The 18,001-nt window shown below is 40.4% G+C and carries 19 protein-coding genes; 1 reads left to right on the top strand and 18 read right to left on the bottom strand.

Annotated features, from left to right (window positions below; genetic code table 11):
* Positions 1–112: 112 nt before the first annotated feature.
* The 4 genes from BW986_RS04980 to BW986_RS04965 form a co-directional block, all read right to left on the bottom strand.
* Positions 113–1,450 (bottom strand): APC family permease, encoded by a 1,338-nt coding sequence (locus tag BW986_RS04980; RefSeq protein WP_076365631.1) that lies wholly within the window; start codon positions 1,448–1,450, stop codon positions 113–115.
* Between the two features lie 385 nt (positions 1,451–1,835).
* Entirely contained in the window at positions 1,836–2,888 is a 1,053-nt protein-coding gene (locus BW986_RS04975) for an NAD(P)H-dependent glycerol-3-phosphate dehydrogenase (RefSeq protein WP_076365629.1), read from the bottom strand.
* Positions 2,889–2,904: 16 nt separating this feature from the next.
* A complete protein-coding gene (gene der, locus BW986_RS04970) occupies positions 2,905–4,215 on the bottom strand; it encodes a ribosome biogenesis GTPase Der (protein WP_076365627.1) in 1,311 nt (436 codons plus the stop codon).
* 481 nt (positions 4,216–4,696) lie between these two features.
* The gene (locus BW986_RS04965; RefSeq protein ID WP_076365625.1) at positions 4,697–5,317 is read right to left on the bottom strand and encodes a YphA family membrane protein; all 621 of its coding nucleotides are present in this window, start codon (positions 5,315–5,317) and stop codon (positions 4,697–4,699) included.
* A 111-nt stretch (positions 5,318–5,428) separates the two neighbouring features.
* Between BW986_RS04965 and BW986_RS04960 the strand changes: the two genes are divergently transcribed.
* Positions 5,429–5,560, top strand: a complete 132-nt coding sequence (locus BW986_RS04960; protein WP_076365623.1) for a YpzI family protein — start codon at positions 5,429–5,431, stop codon at positions 5,558–5,560.
* A gap of 66 nt (positions 5,561–5,626) precedes the next feature.
* Here BW986_RS04960 and fni read toward each other — a convergent pair whose 3' ends face one another.
* From fni to BW986_RS04895, 14 genes are all read right to left on the bottom strand, one after another.
* Positions 5,627–6,673 carry a type 2 isopentenyl-diphosphate Delta-isomerase gene (gene fni, locus BW986_RS04955; protein ID WP_076366319.1) on the bottom strand — a complete coding sequence of 349 codons (1,047 nt, stop codon included), beginning with the start codon at positions 6,671–6,673 and terminating at the stop codon, positions 5,627–5,629.
* A 19-nt stretch (positions 6,674–6,692) separates the two neighbouring features.
* Positions 6,693–7,832: a 30S ribosomal protein S1 gene (rpsA, locus tag BW986_RS04950; RefSeq protein WP_076365621.1), complete on the bottom strand. Its 1,140-nt coding sequence runs from the start codon at positions 7,830–7,832 to the stop codon at positions 6,693–6,695.
* A gap of 215 nt (positions 7,833–8,047) precedes the next feature.
* Complete coding sequence (locus tag BW986_RS04945) at positions 8,048–8,629, bottom strand: lysophospholipid acyltransferase family protein (protein ID WP_076366317.1); 582 nt, start codon at positions 8,627–8,629, stop codon at positions 8,048–8,050.
* 2 nt (positions 8,630–8,631) lie between these two features.
* A complete protein-coding gene (gene cmk / locus BW986_RS04940; protein ID WP_076365619.1) occupies positions 8,632–9,306 on the bottom strand; it encodes a (d)CMP kinase in 675 nt (224 codons plus the stop codon).
* Between the two features lie 193 nt (positions 9,307–9,499).
* Positions 9,500–9,685 (bottom strand): YpfB family protein, encoded by a 186-nt coding sequence (locus BW986_RS04935; protein WP_048681726.1) that lies wholly within the window; start codon positions 9,683–9,685, stop codon positions 9,500–9,502.
* Between the two features lie 66 nt (positions 9,686–9,751).
* Positions 9,752–10,165, bottom strand: a complete 414-nt coding sequence (locus BW986_RS29235) for a flagellar brake protein (RefSeq protein WP_081395497.1) — start codon at positions 10,163–10,165, stop codon at positions 9,752–9,754.
* A gap of 14 nt (positions 10,166–10,179) precedes the next feature.
* The gene (locus BW986_RS29230) at positions 10,180–10,404 is read right to left on the bottom strand and encodes a flagellar brake domain-containing protein (RefSeq protein ID WP_081395496.1); all 225 of its coding nucleotides are present in this window, start codon (positions 10,402–10,404) and stop codon (positions 10,180–10,182) included.
* Between the two features lie 163 nt (positions 10,405–10,567).
* Positions 10,568–11,923, bottom strand: a complete 1,356-nt coding sequence (gene ypeB, locus BW986_RS04925) for a germination protein YpeB (RefSeq protein WP_076365617.1) — start codon at positions 11,921–11,923, stop codon at positions 10,568–10,570.
* 14 nt (positions 11,924–11,937) lie between these two features.
* A complete protein-coding gene (gene sleB / locus BW986_RS04920) occupies positions 11,938–12,768 on the bottom strand; it encodes a spore cortex-lytic enzyme (protein ID WP_260320756.1) in 831 nt (276 codons plus the stop codon).
* 134 nt (positions 12,769–12,902) lie between these two features.
* Positions 12,903–13,589, bottom strand: a complete 687-nt coding sequence (prsW, locus tag BW986_RS04915) for a glutamic-type intramembrane protease PrsW (RefSeq protein WP_076365613.1) — start codon at positions 13,587–13,589, stop codon at positions 12,903–12,905.
* A gap of 97 nt (positions 13,590–13,686) precedes the next feature.
* Positions 13,687–14,652 (bottom strand): asparaginase, encoded by a 966-nt coding sequence (locus tag BW986_RS04910; RefSeq protein ID WP_076365611.1) that lies wholly within the window; start codon positions 14,650–14,652, stop codon positions 13,687–13,689.
* A 26-nt stretch (positions 14,653–14,678) separates the two neighbouring features.
* A complete protein-coding gene (locus BW986_RS04905) occupies positions 14,679–15,647 on the bottom strand; it encodes a YpdA family putative bacillithiol disulfide reductase (protein WP_076365609.1) in 969 nt (322 codons plus the stop codon).
* A gap of 150 nt (positions 15,648–15,797) precedes the next feature.
* Positions 15,798–17,075, bottom strand: coding sequence for a Glu/Leu/Phe/Val family dehydrogenase (locus tag BW986_RS04900; protein ID WP_076365608.1), 1,278 nt, complete (start codon positions 17,073–17,075; stop codon positions 15,798–15,800).
* Between the two features lie 267 nt (positions 17,076–17,342).
* On the bottom strand, positions 17,343–17,918 hold the full coding sequence (locus tag BW986_RS04895) for a genetic competence negative regulator (RefSeq protein ID WP_076365606.1): 576 nt from the start codon (positions 17,916–17,918) through the stop codon (positions 17,343–17,345).
* Between the last annotated feature and the right edge of the window lie 83 nt (positions 17,919–18,001).

Here is an 18,001-nt window from a genome sequence, read left to right as displayed (position 1 = left end):
CAAGTCGCTGACGCCATGAACGAAAATAGAACAACAGGCATGGGCATGAACGTCCTCTTCATTTTCTCATCAGCCATATAACAACCTCCCTTGTTTCATGAATACAATAGATTCACTGTGCTTTTTCAAAACGGAATAGCGGAGGGGATTCCGTAAACCATTTTGTCCGATACAGTAGATAGCCAATCCCAATTACCGCCCAGACAACTCCTAAAATCAATGAACTCATCTCGAGATTAAGCCAAAGGATGAAGACAGATGCCGCGCCTAAAACCGGGGAAAGAATAGTTGAAAGAAATCCTTTAATCGTTCTGAAGCTTTTGTTTCTTATTGCGTGGACGATTACGCAAATATTCACGAAGGTAAAAGCGATTAAAGCCCCAAAGTTTATGAGGGAAGCGGCCGTAACCAAATCAAGGAATAAGGCAACCAATGATATGGATCCGACAAATATGACATTAAAAAATGGCGTGTTGTATTTGGGGTGGATAAACCCAAATAGTTTTTTCGGGATCATTTGGTCACGCCCCATGACATATAGCAGCCTAGAAACACTAGCATGGGATGCAAGACCGGAGGCAAGGGTACCGCATAAGGTTCCTGCAAGAAAGAAAGCCTGAAATAACTTCCCGCCAACGAAAAGGGCAATTTCCGGAGAAGCTCCTTCAGGATCGCTAAAACGGGAAACATCCGGGAAAAATAACTGTGTAAAGAATGATGCCGTTACAAATAACCCCCCTCCGATAAGGGCAGTCAAAAAGATGGCCCGGGGAACCGTTATGGATGGATTCGATGTTTCTTCCGATAAAGTAGTGACTGCGTCAAACCCCAAGAATGAAAAACAAAGGATTGTAGCACCAGATATGAGCGTCGACATTTCCAAATGTGGCCCGATGAATGGCTGAACCGACAAGACCTCTCCAGTACCTTCTCCATCCATGACTCCTTTAACGACAAGTGCCACAAAAATAATGATGACCAACATTTGAAAAAAAACAAGGAAGCTATTAAAGTTGGCTGCAAAATTAACATTGAATAAGTTAATGACTGTCATTAAAAGGACAAATGCCACCACCCATATCCACGGGTATACTTCCGGAAAAAGAGCAGTTAAGTATATTTTTGTTAAAATGCCGTTCACCATCGGTAAAAATAAATAATCAAGTAACGAAGACCACCCGACAAGGAAGCCTAAATGTGGATTAATCGTTTTTTGTGTGTAAGTATAGGATGAACCTGCCTGTGGATAGATTTTCACCATTTTTCCATAACTGGCTGCAGTAAACAACATCGCTGAAAGAGCAATGACATATGCCATTGGCACATGCCCCCCTGTTTTTTCGGAAACTATCCCGAATGTATCAAATACAACCATCGGCGTCATATATCCAACACCAAGCAATACTATATGCCATAAGTTTAAGGACCTTTTCAGTTTACCTGTTTGCATGTATCATTCCCCTTCCTTTTTTAGCGAGAAAAGTTAACCAACCTTTCTGGCCTCCCTTATAATTTTTTGGTCATATTACACTTCGCAATTTTCATACCAAAAAAAATAGTCGATTTTTAACAAAAAACAAGGAAATATGTAGAATGATTTATGCAATACTGAATAAACTATTCAGTTATTCATAAATCAAAAGAAAACAGATGATTTTTTGACCATAAAAAAAGCAGAAGATATCTGGATATCTTCTGCTCATTTGACTAAATCCCCCGTGCCGAGGTCAAATTACTAGTTTACTTTCGTTGCATTGTATGCTGATACACGGCAAGGCGCATCATCAAATGCCTAATTTAATGAAATTCTTTTATGAAAATCAACAAATTGAAGGTTAATCCTGCTGCCTGCTATCCAATATGTTATAAAGTTCTTCCATCTCATTCGTTTTTGAACGATTCATCAAAAGGTCAACAGCCTTTTTCACTTCTTCCCCATTGAATAAAACATCGTACAAGGCCTCTGTGATCGGCATGTTCACTTCGTACTTTTGGGCTAGTTGATAGGCAGCTTTAGTGGTTCTGACACCTTCAACGACCATACCCATGTTTTCCAACACTTCTTCAAGCTTTTGCCCTTTACCAAGCATATTCCCAGCTCTCCAATTACGGGAATGAACGCTTGTACAAGTGACGATCAAGTCGCCAATCCCAGCTAAACCTGAAAACGTTAGTGGGTTTGCCCCCATGGCCACCCCTAGACGGGATATTTCAGCCAATCCTCGTGTCATTAATGCAGCCTTGGCATTATCCCCATAGCCTAAACCATCCGTTATGCCGGCAGCCAAAGCAATGATGTTCTTCAATGCCCCTCCGATTTCAACACCAACCATGTCCGGATTTGTATATACACGGAAATTATTATTGATAAAGATGTCCTGAACCCTTTCTGCAGCCTTCATATTCTTTGAAGAAACGGCAACTGTTGTCGGGTGACGCAGACTTACTTCTTCTGCATGGCTCGGTCCTGAAAGAACAACTATATCTTTAAGCCAATCAGCCGATGAGACTTCTTCAATCATTTCCGATATACGAAGCAGTGAATCAGGTTCAATTCCCTTACTCACATGAACGATCGTCAATGGTTTATCATGAGCCTCTTCAATCTGACCAAGCACTTCCCTGTATGCTTTGGTAGGCACAGCCAAAATGATTACTTCAATCCCGGCCAACGCTTCCTTAAGGGAAGAATAACCTTTAATCCCCAAAGGCAATTCAATCCCAGGCAAGTATTTTTCATTCGTATGATTTTGATTTATTTCATTGATTTGTTTCTGATTATGTCCCCATAATCTCACTTCATGCTGGTTATCGGCGATTACGAGCGCTAAAGCAGTTCCCCAGCTCCCAGCTCCAATCACTGCGATACTTTCTTTATCTTTCACCATGATATAACCACCTTTACTATTTTCTCTGGCGTCCAAAAATTCGTATTGGTGTTCCTTCAAAACCAAAGGCATCCCTAATTCGATTTTCTAAAAATCTCTCATATGAGAAATGCAATAACTCCGGATCGTTAACGAATACAACGAAAGTTGGCGGCTTGATCGCTACCTGAGTCGTATAATAAATTTTCAAACGGTTACCATTATGAGTCGGTGTCGGATTCATTGCAACGGCATCCATGACCACTTCATTCAAGACATTTGTCGGAACCCGGATAGCATGATTCTCACTAGCCTGATCAATGACCGGTATTAAGGTATGTGTCCGTTTTTTCGTTAAGGCAGATAGATAAATGATTGGCGCATAATCCAAGAATAGGAAATGGGCACGGATCTTTTCTTCAAAATCCTTCATCGTTTTTTCATCTTTCTCGATGGCATCCCACTTATTGACGACGATGATGACCGCCCTACCAGCTTCATGGGCATATCCGGCAATTTTTTTATCCTGCTCACGAATACCTTCTTCAGCGTTCAGGACGACAAGAACAACGTCGGAACGCTCAATTGCCCTTAATGCACGAAGTACGCTATATTTTTCCGTGCTTTCATACACTTTACCTTTTTTCCGCATCCCTGCTGTATCAATAATGACATATTCTTTGCCATTATATTTATAAGGAGAGTCAATCGCGTCGCGAGTCGTACCTTCAATGTCACTTACAATGACACGTTCTTCACCTAACAATGCATTGACCAGAGATGATTTACCTACATTCGGTCTTCCAATCAAACTGAATTTAATGACATCATCAGCATAATCCTGGCCGCTGAATTTAGGGAAATGTTTGGCCGCTTCATCCAGAAGGTCACCAAGACCAAGTCCATGAGACCCGGAGATCGGGAATGGATCCCCAAAACCTAACGCATAGAAATCATAAATTTGATCTTTCATTTCTGGGTTATCGACTTTATTTACTGCAAGGACAACTGGCTTTCTCGATTTATAGAGTATCTTGGCTACTTCTTCATCAGCAGCCGTTACCCCTTCACGGCCATTTGTCATAAAAATTATCACATCAGCTTCGTCGATGGCGATTTCAGCCTGCTGGCGAATTTGTTCCAGGAACGGCTCGTCACCGATATCAATTCCACCTGTATCAATTATGTTAAAATCATGTGTCAACCATTCACCAGAACTATAAATCCTGTCCCGGGTTACTCCAGGAACGTCTTCGACAATCGAAACCCGTTCTCCAACTATTCTATTAAAGATTGTCGATTTTCCCACGTTCGGACGACCGACTATCGCAATTACCGGTTTTGGCATTGCTATTCACCCTTTCTGCTACTATATCTCTGTCAAAGTCACGAAATTCATGAATGCATTTATTGCGGTTGCTTTGCATTATTGATTTTCATCATTTCCTTTAAAAGGAAAAGGCTGTATCCATCATCATTTAAAGGAATCTTTCATCAGTAAGAAACAACTGATGTTCAGTTAAACTCATCAAGTATTCACGGTCAGTTTGTCCACTTTACGCCCCAGTTCCTAAAGTAACGTGAAGCCGAACCCCCTGCATGCTCAAACTTAATTATAAACAGCCCAAAAAAATGAAGAAAGCTTCGACATACGGCTTCCTTTTTAATTATTTAGAGCATTTTACGATTTATCTACAGACCTCTAACTATCCTATAGTAACAAATTTCTCGCCAATCAACAATGATTGTATGAATAAAAGCCTTCCAATTCCATTTGGTTCCATTTATATAATCTGCCTTTTGATAAAGCGGCTAATACCCCATACTCTTCATTGATTAAAATTCTCTTTTCCTTGTTTTGATAAAAATCTCGATTGGGATATTAAATAAATATAATGGCCAACCATTTCCAACATTCTCCACAGTATGTTTGCGCCCAATACCAGAACTGCATTATCATGCCATGCGTAAGCAAGGGCCACATAAGGTAAAGTGTGGTAAGCAAGTAATCCGGAATATATGATATCTCCCATCATCATCCCAATTAAAAGGACGAACAATCGATGTTTCCAGTTTTTAAAAAGTAATAGGATAAGATAATTCAGGAAAATACACAAAAGATAAGCGGGCTTCATGATGAGCCATATCGGATCAAGCAAAGAAAAAAGTTGAAAACTGGCATAAGCGAGAGTGATAATAAGACTTCCGCTGATCAGTTCCATCATCTTGATGATTGTTTTCTTCCTAAAATAGACACACAGTATAAAGAAAAGATACGGACCGCTCAAATGAACGGAAACCAATGGGGCTTCCAGTTTATAGCCCGCCAATACCATAACGGCTAATAGATGAAAAAGAAAATCAAAACGAAAGGGAACCGTTTTCGGAATAAAAAACATGACAATGACCCAAACTATCCATGAAATCCAATAAAATATAATTCCATCCATGCAACGTCCCCCTTTTAGGAACATTATGGCTTGTTTATTCAAAGTATAAACATAGAGCACGGCATTTAATGAGGAAAACCTTCCCCCTATCAATTAAAAGGAGGTGTGAACATGGGAAAAGATCGGCAAGAAAAAAAATTGAAAGAAAGTAAACGGGTGGAGTCCGACAGGGACCAATCACTGGATCATAAAGGGGCAACAAGAATGGAAGGTCCTGAAGAGGCACGAAAAAGGAATAGTTAAGTCTATCCCTGAACAAAAAGAAGCATCTCAATTCGTTTCAATTGAGATGCTTCCTTTTGTGGTCATTCATTTAGCATACACCGAACAATCAATGCCTCTTTGAGATAACCAATGATAGGTATTTCCATTGATGACTAATTTCGATTTCCTTAGCTCTGAGATATTACCACACCCGAGTGCAGTCATGATGACCTTCAAATCTTCATGTATGTAATGTATTTCTTTAATTAACTGTTTCAAGCCCAACTCTTTATAGATTTTGAGGAAATGTCCGGCCAATCCGACTCCTTTAGCTCCTAATGCCAGGCTTTTTGTAATTTCCAAAGGGCTTTGAATGCCACCCGACCCAATGACTGAAAGTTGTGGTGAAACATTAACAGCTTCGACAATCGAAGCGGCTGTCGGTATGCCCCATTCATTAAAATATCCGAGTATCTTTGCTCGTCTTTCATTCTCGATTTTAGCAAAATTCGTTCCGCCAAACCCGCCTACATCAATGATCGAAACACCCACGGAATGTAATTGCTGCACCGTTTCCATACTCATCCCAAATCCAACCTCTTTTACGATGACAGGAATTCCGACCGTACTGTTGATTTTTTCTATTCTCGAAAGGGTACCCGCAAAATCCCTGTCCCCTTCAGGCATCGTCAATTCCTGGATGACGTTAATATGAATCTGAAGGGCATTGGCCCCGATCATTTCGCTTGCCCGCTTAGCCTGTTCGACTGTTGCTTCACCACCGAGATTACCAATCAGCACACCATCAGGATTTTCCTTCCTTACAACTTTAAAAGAAGCTTGCTGGCTAGAATCCTTGATGGCTGCCATTTGCGATCCTACCGCCATGGCGATTCCTGTTTCCCGTGCAGCAATGGCTAGTTCACCATTCAATTTTTCGGTTTCAGGGCCTCCGCCTCCGGTCATGGCATTTATAAAAATTGGCGAACTTAATTCAAGTTCGCCAACTTCTGCTGTGAGGTTCACATTATTCAAGGAAATACCTGGTAAGCTTTGGTGAATAAACGAAATATCTTCTAGCCCGGTTTTATGCTGCTGACCTGTCTTTAGCGCAAATTCTATATGATCTAATTTTCGTTGTTTTCTCTCCAAGGCCATCACCATTATTATCTTATTTTAGTTTTTTCAATTGATCACCGATCATTTCACCTAGCTGAAAACCCTTCGATTCTTCTGGGAGCTCATAATCCGATGTGTTGTAATTGGATTGAGGTTCTTCAAGTTCCTTAATGCTCAATGATAGACGTTGATCCGTTTCATTGACTTCCAGAACTTTCACTTTGACAGACTGGCCTTCTTTAAGTACTTCTTGCGGTGTGGCAATATGCTTGTGCGAAATCTGTGAAATATGGACAAGCCCTTCTACCCCTGGAAAAATCTCCACGAATGCACCGAAAGAAACAAGTCGTTTGACGATACCTTCCAATGTAGAGCCTTTTGCCGCTTTTTCTGCAATGCCTGCCCAAGGTCCCGGAAGGGTATCCTTAATGGAAAGTGAAATCCTTTCATTATCACGATCGATGGATAGTACTTTCACCTGCACCTTATCCCCTTCGGAAACGACATCGGATGCCTTGTCAACATGCTGATGGGAAAGCTGGGAAATGTGGACAAGGCCGTCTACGCCTCCAATATCCACGAATGCACCAAAATCGGTAATCCTTTGGACCACGCCCTCAAGCACTTGCCCGCCTTCAATCTTATCCAAGACGTTTGCTTTTTGCTTTTCCTTTTGGTCTTGGACCACTGCCCGATGTGAGAGGATTAAGCGATTCTTGTCTTTCTCAAGCTCAACGATCTTGAATGTTAAGGTTTTGTTTTTGTAATCAGAAAAGTCTTCAACGAAATAGTCTTCTACTAGAGAAGCTGGAACAAAACCACGTACGCCTAGATCTACAACAAGCCCGCCTTTGACGACATCTTTAACTTCTGCCTCAAATACGTCTCCATTTTCAAATTTCAATTCCAGGTCATCCCATGCTTTAAGAGCGTCAATCTTTCGTTTTGATAGAATGAGAGCTTCTTCTTCGACTTTAATGACTTCCAGCTCCAATGCATCACCTTCCGAAACGGCATCTGACGCCTTTTCGACATGCAGGCTTGAAAGCTCACTGATGGGTATGATACCATCAGTCTTGCTGTTTTCCACATCGACAATGACCTGTTTTTCTTCTACCTTTGAAACTGTTGCTTTAACTTGATCCCCAACTTTGTAATTGTTCACTTCTACCTGGTTCATATCTTCTGTCATTACTAACTCCTCCTTAACCCATGACTGATCAGCAAATTTCCTCTTCATCGGCCACATATTTTATTTAAAGTGGTTCAATAAAAACACTTTCCTAATAAAGATAAAAACAGTTTTTTTAGAGTAAGAAAGTTATATTCCTTTTTTATCTGCAATAAGGAACGATACCCTTATTTTATAAATTCTAACAAAATCAGAAAATTGTCAAGTATGAAGGACTATTTATGCTCGGAAATCAATTTCCGAATGTGGTCCATGATGATTTTTGTAGCTTCATCGGCTGATATTTTCTGTTCGCGATATTCGGTAAAATTTATTGGAGGACCGTAAACGACCTTCAACGGACGCAAAAATTTATACGGGCCGATGATTGCACACGGTATGATAACTGCATCAGACCGCAATGCGAAAAATCCTGCCCCCGCCAAACCTTCTCCCAGTTCACCCGTTTTGCTTCTGGTTCCCTCGGGAAACAGACCAATCGCCTTGCCCTCCTTCAAAAGCTTTAAACCTTTTCTAAGGGATTCCCGATCGCTATTGCCCCGCTTCACGGGAAATGCATTTACTCTGGGTAATATACCCTTTAAAACAGGTGCTTGAAACAACTCTTCTTTCGCCATGAAATGAATATCTCTCGGAGATGTCATGCCAACTATGGGCGGATCCAAATTATCGATGTGATTGGCACAGATCAATACTCCGCCTTCTTTAGGGAAATGTTCTCTTCCAATCGCTTTAACCCTAAATGAAGGCGTTAAAATGCCTTTTACGACGTTTTTGGCAAATGTGTAAAAATCCAATGTCATCTTTTCCTCTCTTCTATTAAAGACATGATACTTTCTGCAACTTCCTGAATCGATAATGAAGTCGTATCGATTTCGATAGCATCAGCAGCCTTTTTCAGTGGCGATACCTCGCGTTCGGAGTCCAGCTTGTCCCTTGTTGCGATTTCTTCCCTTAATTTTTCGATATCTGATGGAAAACCTTTCAATATGTTTTCCTGATGCCTCCGCTGTGCCCTTTCATCCACAGAGGCGATTAGAAATACCTTTACTTCGGCGTTTGGCAATACATGCGTACCGATGTCCCTGCCATCCATGACGACACCGCCATTTTCACCAAAGATTTGCTGCCTGCGAACCAATTCTTCCCGGATGCTCCGGTGCTTTGCCACTTCCGAAACGGAACCAGTCACTTCATTGTTCCTGATCTGGGCTGTCACGTCCTCATTATCCAAGAACACCAACTGACCGTTTTCACTTGGTCTTAATTCGATTTCCGTATTGATGAGAACTTTTGATAAAGCTTGTTCATCATCAAGGCGAATCTTTTGATTAAGGGCCTTATAGGTAAGGGCCCTGTACATTGCACCTGTATCCACATATATGTAATTGAACTTTTCTGCAACAATTTTAGCAACCGTGCTTTTTCCAGCAGCAGCTGGTCCATCGATTGCGACTGATAATTTTTTTTCCATAAATCCTCCCAAGAATCCTACAATCATGCTGATTATTTAATACCCTTTCATTTTATCACAACTAGCGGGAAAATCATTAATAAAAGGGATGTGTACTTTCAAAATAACCTTTGTTCTTTTTTTGATAGATACAGCCATCAAAAGTAATCCTTTACCTGAAAACCTTCATACAAAAAAAAGCGGATCACCGCTTTTACTTATGGGTCCCATTGAATGTTTCAATGATTTTCGTATAATTATTGCTAGTGACACCTTCATATCTCGAGAGCTTGGTCAAATCAAAGATTTGATCCTCCCTGCTCAAAAGGAACTGGAAAAAAAATAAGCAGGCCAATTGGATGATGATCACTTTAATTAATAGTCTTTCGAATGTTTTCATAAGCCGCACCCTCCATCCGTTTATATTAGCAGTATGGATGGAATCGCCGTTTTTCATTCAATCACGTTAAACATACAAGCCTTTTTTCTTTAAATCCACCTGCTTTTCAAATATAAATTTCATTAATGTCTGTACATCATTTTTTGCAGGATCAAGAAATTGGACGTGCAGCAGCATATTTCCATGCTTTTTCTCCGTTACGCGAATGACTTTGCTTTTTAGCCTTAAATAATGAATCTCACCTGATTTTAACGTAAGCGCCAGCCACAGGTATACTTGCGAAGCCGATTGAATGTTAGTGCCTTTTAAAAGCCTTATCGAAGCTCCGCCTGCACTGATATCCTCCGTTAATGCGCGAAAAGGGGTAAACTCGGAATGTACTGGGTGAATGGCTGTATCCAAGGTTACATCCAGGCGCACGTATTGCCTCCGTTGGATTTTCACAAACGTTTCTGCTTCGGGCAGCAATAGTTGCATCATGGGTATTCTACCTTTCACTTTTCCAAGCAATTCTGAATCGAATACATAAACAGCCTGCTCGAAAATGTGACGTTGAACTGTGTCCCATCCATGAGAGATGCAATTTGTCCAGTCCCTAAATTGATGGGAAAGTCGGTATAGACGCAACCCGTTCCCATTTCGACAACCATACAGTTGAACTTTTCCTTCTGTTGCGGGTATTTCGGTTCGAGCATTAATATATAACCAATTTTAACCATCGTCGTCCACGTCCTTTTTGATCGAAAGGAAACAGAACAATATTACCTACTAATTTTCCATAAAATTCAATGATCATTTATAATATTATGGCATGAAATAAGAAAAAGGGAAAGTGGCTAAGCACATTTCCCTACAACTAATGATTCATGATTATAGTTTTCATTAAATTATATTTTCGTATACCGGTTCGGAATTCTTTAATTTTTCCACCTTTTCTTCTTGACCGGAATCTGCATTAATGAAAATACGGTAGGTATCATCTTTAATCGTACCGAGAAATTCATAACAAAGAACTTCTTCACCGATATCATTGATGATTAACGCCTTTCCTTCTTCCATTATTTTTACATTAGTGTTGATTTTATCCTTAGCTTCTTTCTCGGAAATATTCGGATTCCCTATTTCCCTGGTTTTATGTGATTTTAAATACTCGTCGGCTGAAAACCCTATAACGGATCCATCATCCAATGCGATTTTGACCTTGACTGAATCTGGATAAATCTTGACGCCATTTTCTGATGTTACGAAATTCAATAATGCGATATTATCGTATTGAGCACTTTCAAATAATTCAAGTGAACTGAAATCATGTTCCTTTAAAAAATCTTCGGCTTTTGTATAGGCTTGATTCAAATCAATATTCGTTTTGTTCACGTCCCTATTATTGATATACCAAATAGGGTAACCGCCTTTTTTTGTCAAATCCATATTCAATTCGGTATCGGAATCTTTGTCGAGGATGCTCACACTATAAAATCCAAAATCGGAACCTTTTCCGTTTTCCTCCACATTCACCTTTAAATTCTTGCTTTTTGAATGTGCATAGTTTTTTGCCGTCGCAATCGCTTCTTCTTTTGTAATGGTTTCACCCTGCAAATTTTTGAAATTTTCATCCCTCTGTTGTGCAGACGTAAAAGTCGGATTCATCTCATTCGTTTCGCCGTAACCAGATACTTTTTTCTCTACAGTCTTTAATCCGTCGATGATCGTGTTATCCGAATTTTCTTTCCCTGATGCAAGAGCCATTTCGACATCCATCCATCTTAAATTGTTTTTAAGGACTAGATACTGCACTTTTCTTAACTCGCCCTGGATGTCCCCTGCCTGTGTGTACAAGGATTGGAGAGTCGCATATTCCTTATCATTCAATGGTTCTTTTTCAAGGTCACGTACCGCTGTTTTATAACTGAAATCCGCAATTTTAGATAAGAATTCCTCTGTCTTATTAAAAGGAAGCAATGTCAATGGCAACTGCCCGACATCACTTTGGGCTTCGGAAGTGATACGCCAAACATCTGTTAAAGCCGGACTTAATGAATAACGTGAATTCATTGCCAAAGTACTGCCGACCTTATCATGCAATATATCCACTTGATAGCTTAAATCATGAAAAGCTCGCTGATAAGTATTTTCCGCGTTGATCAATACAGCATTTTTTTCCTTATGTTCTTGATAGCCCCAGAATGCAGTTCCCGCAACAACTACAACAAGCAGGGCAATCACTATATTCCTGATCATTTTCCTTCACCTCTTTACTTACAAAAGATATGTTTTCCGATTCTTTTAATTTGTTCCCTTGACCAGATCCATTTGCTTGTTGCTGTAGCAGGATTAAAGTAATATTCCGCGTTACCGCTTGGATCCCACCCATTGATAGCATCCACCACGGCTTCTTTCGCCCTTTCGTTCGGTGTCAGCCAAATCTGTCCATCCGCAACAGCCGTAAAGGCCCCAGGTTCAAATATCACTCCAGAAATGGTATTAGGAAAGGCAGCACTTTCCACCCTATTCAGAATTACTGCTGCAACTGCAACCTGACCAGTATATGGCTCCCCTCGTGCCTCTCCATAAACGGCATTGGCCATCAGCTGAATATCGTTTTGAGAATATCCTCCTGGAAGATTGGCTGATGTCGTTGCTTTGGAAGGGGCATTTCCGGAAGCGGCCCCTCCGGAAGTAGATCCTTTTCCTTTCGATTTTACCTGTTTTTCAATGGGGACTCCCCCATAATAGGTGAACTCGTTCCCTTTATTGATCTGTTCGTGAACAAATTGTTTATTGAAATTAGACGCATTCGCCAACTTCTGTTTTGTTGTTGTACCTGCCAAACCATCGATTGGAAGCCCGAAATCTTGTTGAAAGTTTCGAAGTGCCCAATAAGTGCCCCATCCATAGGCTCCATCAATCTTTCCATTATAGTAACCGATGTTTTGCAGGCGTGCCTGCAGTTCAATTACATCATCTCCAACCGCACCTTTTTGAATGACTTGGCCCGAAAAGGCATTTGTTCTTGTTTCCGGGTAAATTACGAAACAAATAGCTATACACGAAAACAGCAAAAGCCATTTCCATTTTGACGAAATTCCTTTCATCAAAAACACTCCTCTTTTTCTTGAATTAATGTAATTCTATTTTCTTCTTTACGGGTTTTTTTATTCCAAACATAAAAAAAACGGAGCGGGCAAAATATGCCAGCACTCCGTTTTGATAGTATTCGTCATTTGCTAAGGTAATGATTTTGTGAAAGTTTTTTTGCGTGAAAGTCAGACAATAAACGTGCTTTCTTTACTTTTTTCATGCCTAACCACCATAGATAAATCATGAATGGCATAATAAAGTACACCCAAAATTTTTGGGAAACTAAAATATAATCGTAAACCCCATGTAACGAAATCGGTATGATCAATGCCAATAATAAGTAGACCCTATTATTCGAAGCCGAAAATTTCGCCTTGCCCAAATAATATCCCATGATCACACCGAACAAAGCATGACTGGAAACAGGGAGAACCGCCCTGAGAAAAGCGTGTTCCACCCCGTTGGCCAGCAGGTACAAAATATTCTCCATCGTGGCAAACCCAAGGGAGACTGCCGCTCCGTAAACAATACCATCATATGGTTCATCGAATGCCACATGCTGATAAATAACATAAATGAGTATGAACCACTTGAAGAATTCCTCAAGCAATGCAGCCCATAAAAAAGCATTTGCTAAATCAGTATTCAGGATATGTTCGGTTTCGAGCACATACTGTATGAACATAATCGGCAATACAAGAAATACACCGAATAAAAATGTTTTGACCACAACCGATATCGGTTCGGTTTCATATTGATCTTTCAAATAGAAATAGCTTAGTAGCGCCAACCCTGGCGCAATAGCCGCTGACAACATGACCAGCATTAGCTGACCCTCTTTTCATCTTCTTTTCCTTAATCGTACCATGGAATGAAGAAAAACTGAATCCAAGAATCAAGACTTCCAAATTTTATTTAATCCCTCAGTACTTAAAGAAGCTCTCATCTATTTGGTTTCCGCTTGCCAGCATGACAGCCAACTTAATTCGAGCCTTCTTGCAATCATAATCAGCGCCTAATATCACACCTCGTTGTTTTAAATCAAATGCGCTGCCTTCATAATCATAAGCGGGGTAAACTTTTCCTTCTTCTGCACTTGTAGTCATGATGATCGTAATCCCTTTATCGATTGCAGCTTGTATGGAAGTTACCATTAAAGGAGTAACTTGTCCCCTTCCTACACCCTCAAGCACAATTCCTTTCGCACCGTTTGCAACCGCAGCATCAATAAAGAGGCCATCAGCGCCTGTATGGCATTTGATGATATCCACCCTGGGGATGCGATTCTCAATATCATAACACTCCCTATGTATAGGTTTTTGATAGATGCTGACGACATCATTATCAATTATCCCCAAATATCCATAGCCAAATGATTCGAACCCCTGCAAATTGGAAGCATGAACTTTTTTGACATACTTTGCAGAATAGATCCGCTCATTAAAAACGACCACTACCCCAACATCCCTAATAAGATCACTCGCGGCGCATAATATCGAATTCCTTAGATTGGAATATACATCGGTGCCCACCTCTTGAGGAGAACGTTGAGAGCCGGTTAATACGATAGGACGTTGATCCTTACTCGTGACATCAAGGAAATAAGCCGTTTCCTCAAGTGTATCCGTACCGTGGGTCACGACGATTCCCGTAACTTCGGGATCCTCCAATTCCTTTTGAATGGCTGACTTAAGCTGTTGCATTTTCTCAAAGGACATGGACATGCTTGAAATCTGGAAAAGATCAACCACTTTAACCTCGATATCGTTGGGCAATTCGCAAAGTGATGCCAACTCATGGCCAGTCAATGCACCAGAGGCCAACATACCATTCACAGTTTCTTTACTGGCAATAGTCCCGCCAGTCGTTATTAATGATATTTTTTCCATACGGTCACTGCTCCTCATTTAAATAATCACTTTTCTTTAACAGCCAAATGATAGGCAATCAATCCCCCATGAAACTTACCGTTCTCGATGAAGATTTCGTTCGCATTATTTCCGGCTGCCAGAACTCCTGCAATATAAAGACCCTTAACGTTCGTTTCCATCGTTTCCTCGTTATATGCGGGCCTACCAGTTTCCTTATCAATAGTAATGCCCATTGAAGCTAAAAAGGAATGGTCAGGATGGTAACCAGTCATTGCAAATACAAAATCATTTTTAATGACTTTTTCCTCAGCACCCACATGATAGATGACGCTATCTTCCGTTATCCTGTCAACATTTGCATTAAATTCCATCATAATGGTTCCATTGCGGACTAATGATTCAAATTCAGGAAGAATCCAAGGTTTGATACTTGGGGAGTAATCCGATCCTCTATAAAGGACTGAAACCCTTGCTCCTGATTTGACCAATTCCAGAGCGGCATCCACACTTGAGTTTTTGCCACCGATGACTGCAACATCACAATTGAAGTAGGGATGTCCCTCCTTGAAGTAATGAAACACTTTTGGGAGTTGTTCACCCGGTATGCACATATAGTTAGGATGATCATAGTAACCGGTCGATATGATCACATGCAAAGCTGTATACTCACCTATCGATGTCTTGACTAAAAACTTCCCATCTTCTCGTTTTTCCACCTTTTCCACTTTTTCGAATTTATTGACCCGCAATTCCTTCCTTCTGACTACCTCCCTATAATAGGCTAGCGCCTGATTGCGGACCGGTTTACGGTTTTCGATTATAAAAGCGATATCACCAATCTCGAGTTTTTCACTCGAACTGAAAAACGTTTGATGTGTCGGATAACGGTAAATGGAATCAACCACATTGCCTTTTTCAATGATCAAGGACTGTATGCCCACTTCTTTAAGAGCGATTGCAGCAGCCAATCCACAAGGGCCCCCACCTATGATAATGACTTCTTCAACATTCATCTTTATTCCACTGCCTTTCCATGCACTATGTAATACGTTCGTCTAAAAAAAAAACTCCTATCAATACATGATAGGAGTTTTTACAAATCATTTCAATGATAATGCAATGAACATGATTTTAACTATAAATCAATACAGGATTTGAATCTTTTAGATCCAACCACGGAAGCGAGAAGCTTCAGCCATTTTTCTTACGCCAATCATATAAGCCGCTAGGCGCATATCAACACGTCTTGATTGTGCAAGTTCATAAATGTTATTAAAAGATTTCACAAGGATTTTTTCCAGCTTTTCGTCAACTTCTTCTTCAGACCAGTAATACCCTTGATTATTTTGTACCCATTCGAAGTAAGAAACCGTTACACCGCCAGCAGAAGCAAGGACATCAGGAACAAGAAGGATTCCGCGATCCGTAAGGATTTGTGTCGCTTCAATCGTTGTAGGTCCGTTAGCTGCCTCGACAACGATCGATGCTTTGATATCAGCAGCATTTTCTTCAGTGATTTGGTTTTCAATTGCAGCCGGAACTAAAATATCACATTCCAATTCAAGCAGTTCTTTATTTGAAATTGTGCTTTTAAACAATTTCGTTACGGTTCCGAAACTATCTCTCCGATCGAGAAGATAATCGATATCCAATCCTTCAGGATCATGAAGAGCACCATATGCATCCGAAATCCCAATAACTTTGGCACCTGCGTCATGCATGAATTTAGCTAAGAAACTACCTGCGTTACCAAAACCTTGAATGACTACCCGTGCACCTTTAATATCGATGCCGCGTTTCTTGGCAGCTTCATTGATACAAATCGTCACACCCTTGGCAGTGGCTGATTCACGGCCATGAGAACCACCAAGAACTAGCGGTTTACCCGTAATGAATCCTGGCGAGTTGAATTCATCCATACGGCTGTATTCATCCATCATCCAAGCCATGATTTGGGAGTTTGTAAATACATCAGGTGCCGGAATATCTTTAGTCGGCCCCACGATTTGGCTAATTGCGCGAACATAGCCCCGGCTCAGCCTTTCAAGTTCACGGAATGACATATTACGAGGATCACAAACGATACCGCCTTTACCGCCGCCGTATGGCAAATCAACGATACCGCATTTCAAGCTCATCCAAATGGATAATGCCTTCACTTCACGTTCCGTTACATTAGGGTGAAAACGGATACCACCTTTTGTAGGCCCAACAGCATCGTTATGCTGTGCACGGTAACCCGTGAAAATTTTAACCGAGCCATCATCCATGCGGACCGGTATCTTCACCGTTAATAAACGCAATGGTTCCTTCAACAGCTCAAAAACTTCTTCCGGGTAACCCAGCTTATCCAAAGCTTTATGTATTACAGTTTGGGTAGACCTCAGTACGTCGTGTTTTTCTTCTTCATTTACATGGCCATTGCCTTTTGCCGATTCCATTGAAAGTACCTCCTAGAAAATATCCATATATAAAATTATAATGTACAAATAGTCCTCTTCATGTGCTAGTATACACCTTCGTTACATTAATGCAAGAGTAAAAATGGGAATTTAAAAGTTGGAAATATTCTAAAAATGAAAACGTTATCATATCAACTGTTTTCTTACTCTATTAGCGTATATCCACTTTGGCAGAAAGCTGAGACAAAAAAGGCAAACCGCATTGTTTTTACCATAATGTGGCTGCCTTGTCTCATTTGTTTTAAATCAGCTAAAATGTTTGAGCAAAACATGTATCGCTTCATTTTCGATTATACATGTTCCATATTCATTGATGCGGCTGAGTGTCAATGTAGATGCATGGCCATACTCAGCCGCTAAAGATATGACCGTGTCATAGGTCGTGTCTTTAACATTTTCGATAAGTAAATAGTATCTTTCCTCAAAATGATAAAGAGTACTATTAAGCAAACCTTGAAAAGATAATCTACGACATAATTGGACGATATCTTCAAAGTCATTGAAAACATACAGAATATGGGGGAAATCATCTATTTTCACTTGTAAATCCAAGAATTCCTCTTCGTCAGTCAATAATTCCTCTTCGTCCTTTGTCACAATGATTATCAACCCTTGTGCAGGCAAAGAGAAAATTTCAATTGCAATGGAGCCACTCATTTTAAAGCTGAGTTCTTCGCACGCTTCTTCGACCATATCCTGAAATAACTTGTGGACCTTTAAGGAATTCCCTAAAATATCTTCTTTTGTTATGCCTCTATCAATTAAATCATCAAGGGTCAAAAAAATCTTGATTTTATTATTAGTTAATCGCTCCAGCTTCATAAAAAAATGCCCCCTGGTTACCATCTTCATACATCATATGAAGCCTTGGTCGCAGGGTGCATATCCATTATTTCTCTTAAGCC

The sequence above is a fragment of the Peribacillus simplex genome, from assembly GCF_900156045.1.
Lineage (GTDB): Bacteria > Bacillota > Bacilli > Bacillales > DSM-1321 > Peribacillus > Peribacillus simplex_D.
This window is presented reverse-complemented; position numbering and strand designations above follow the sequence as displayed.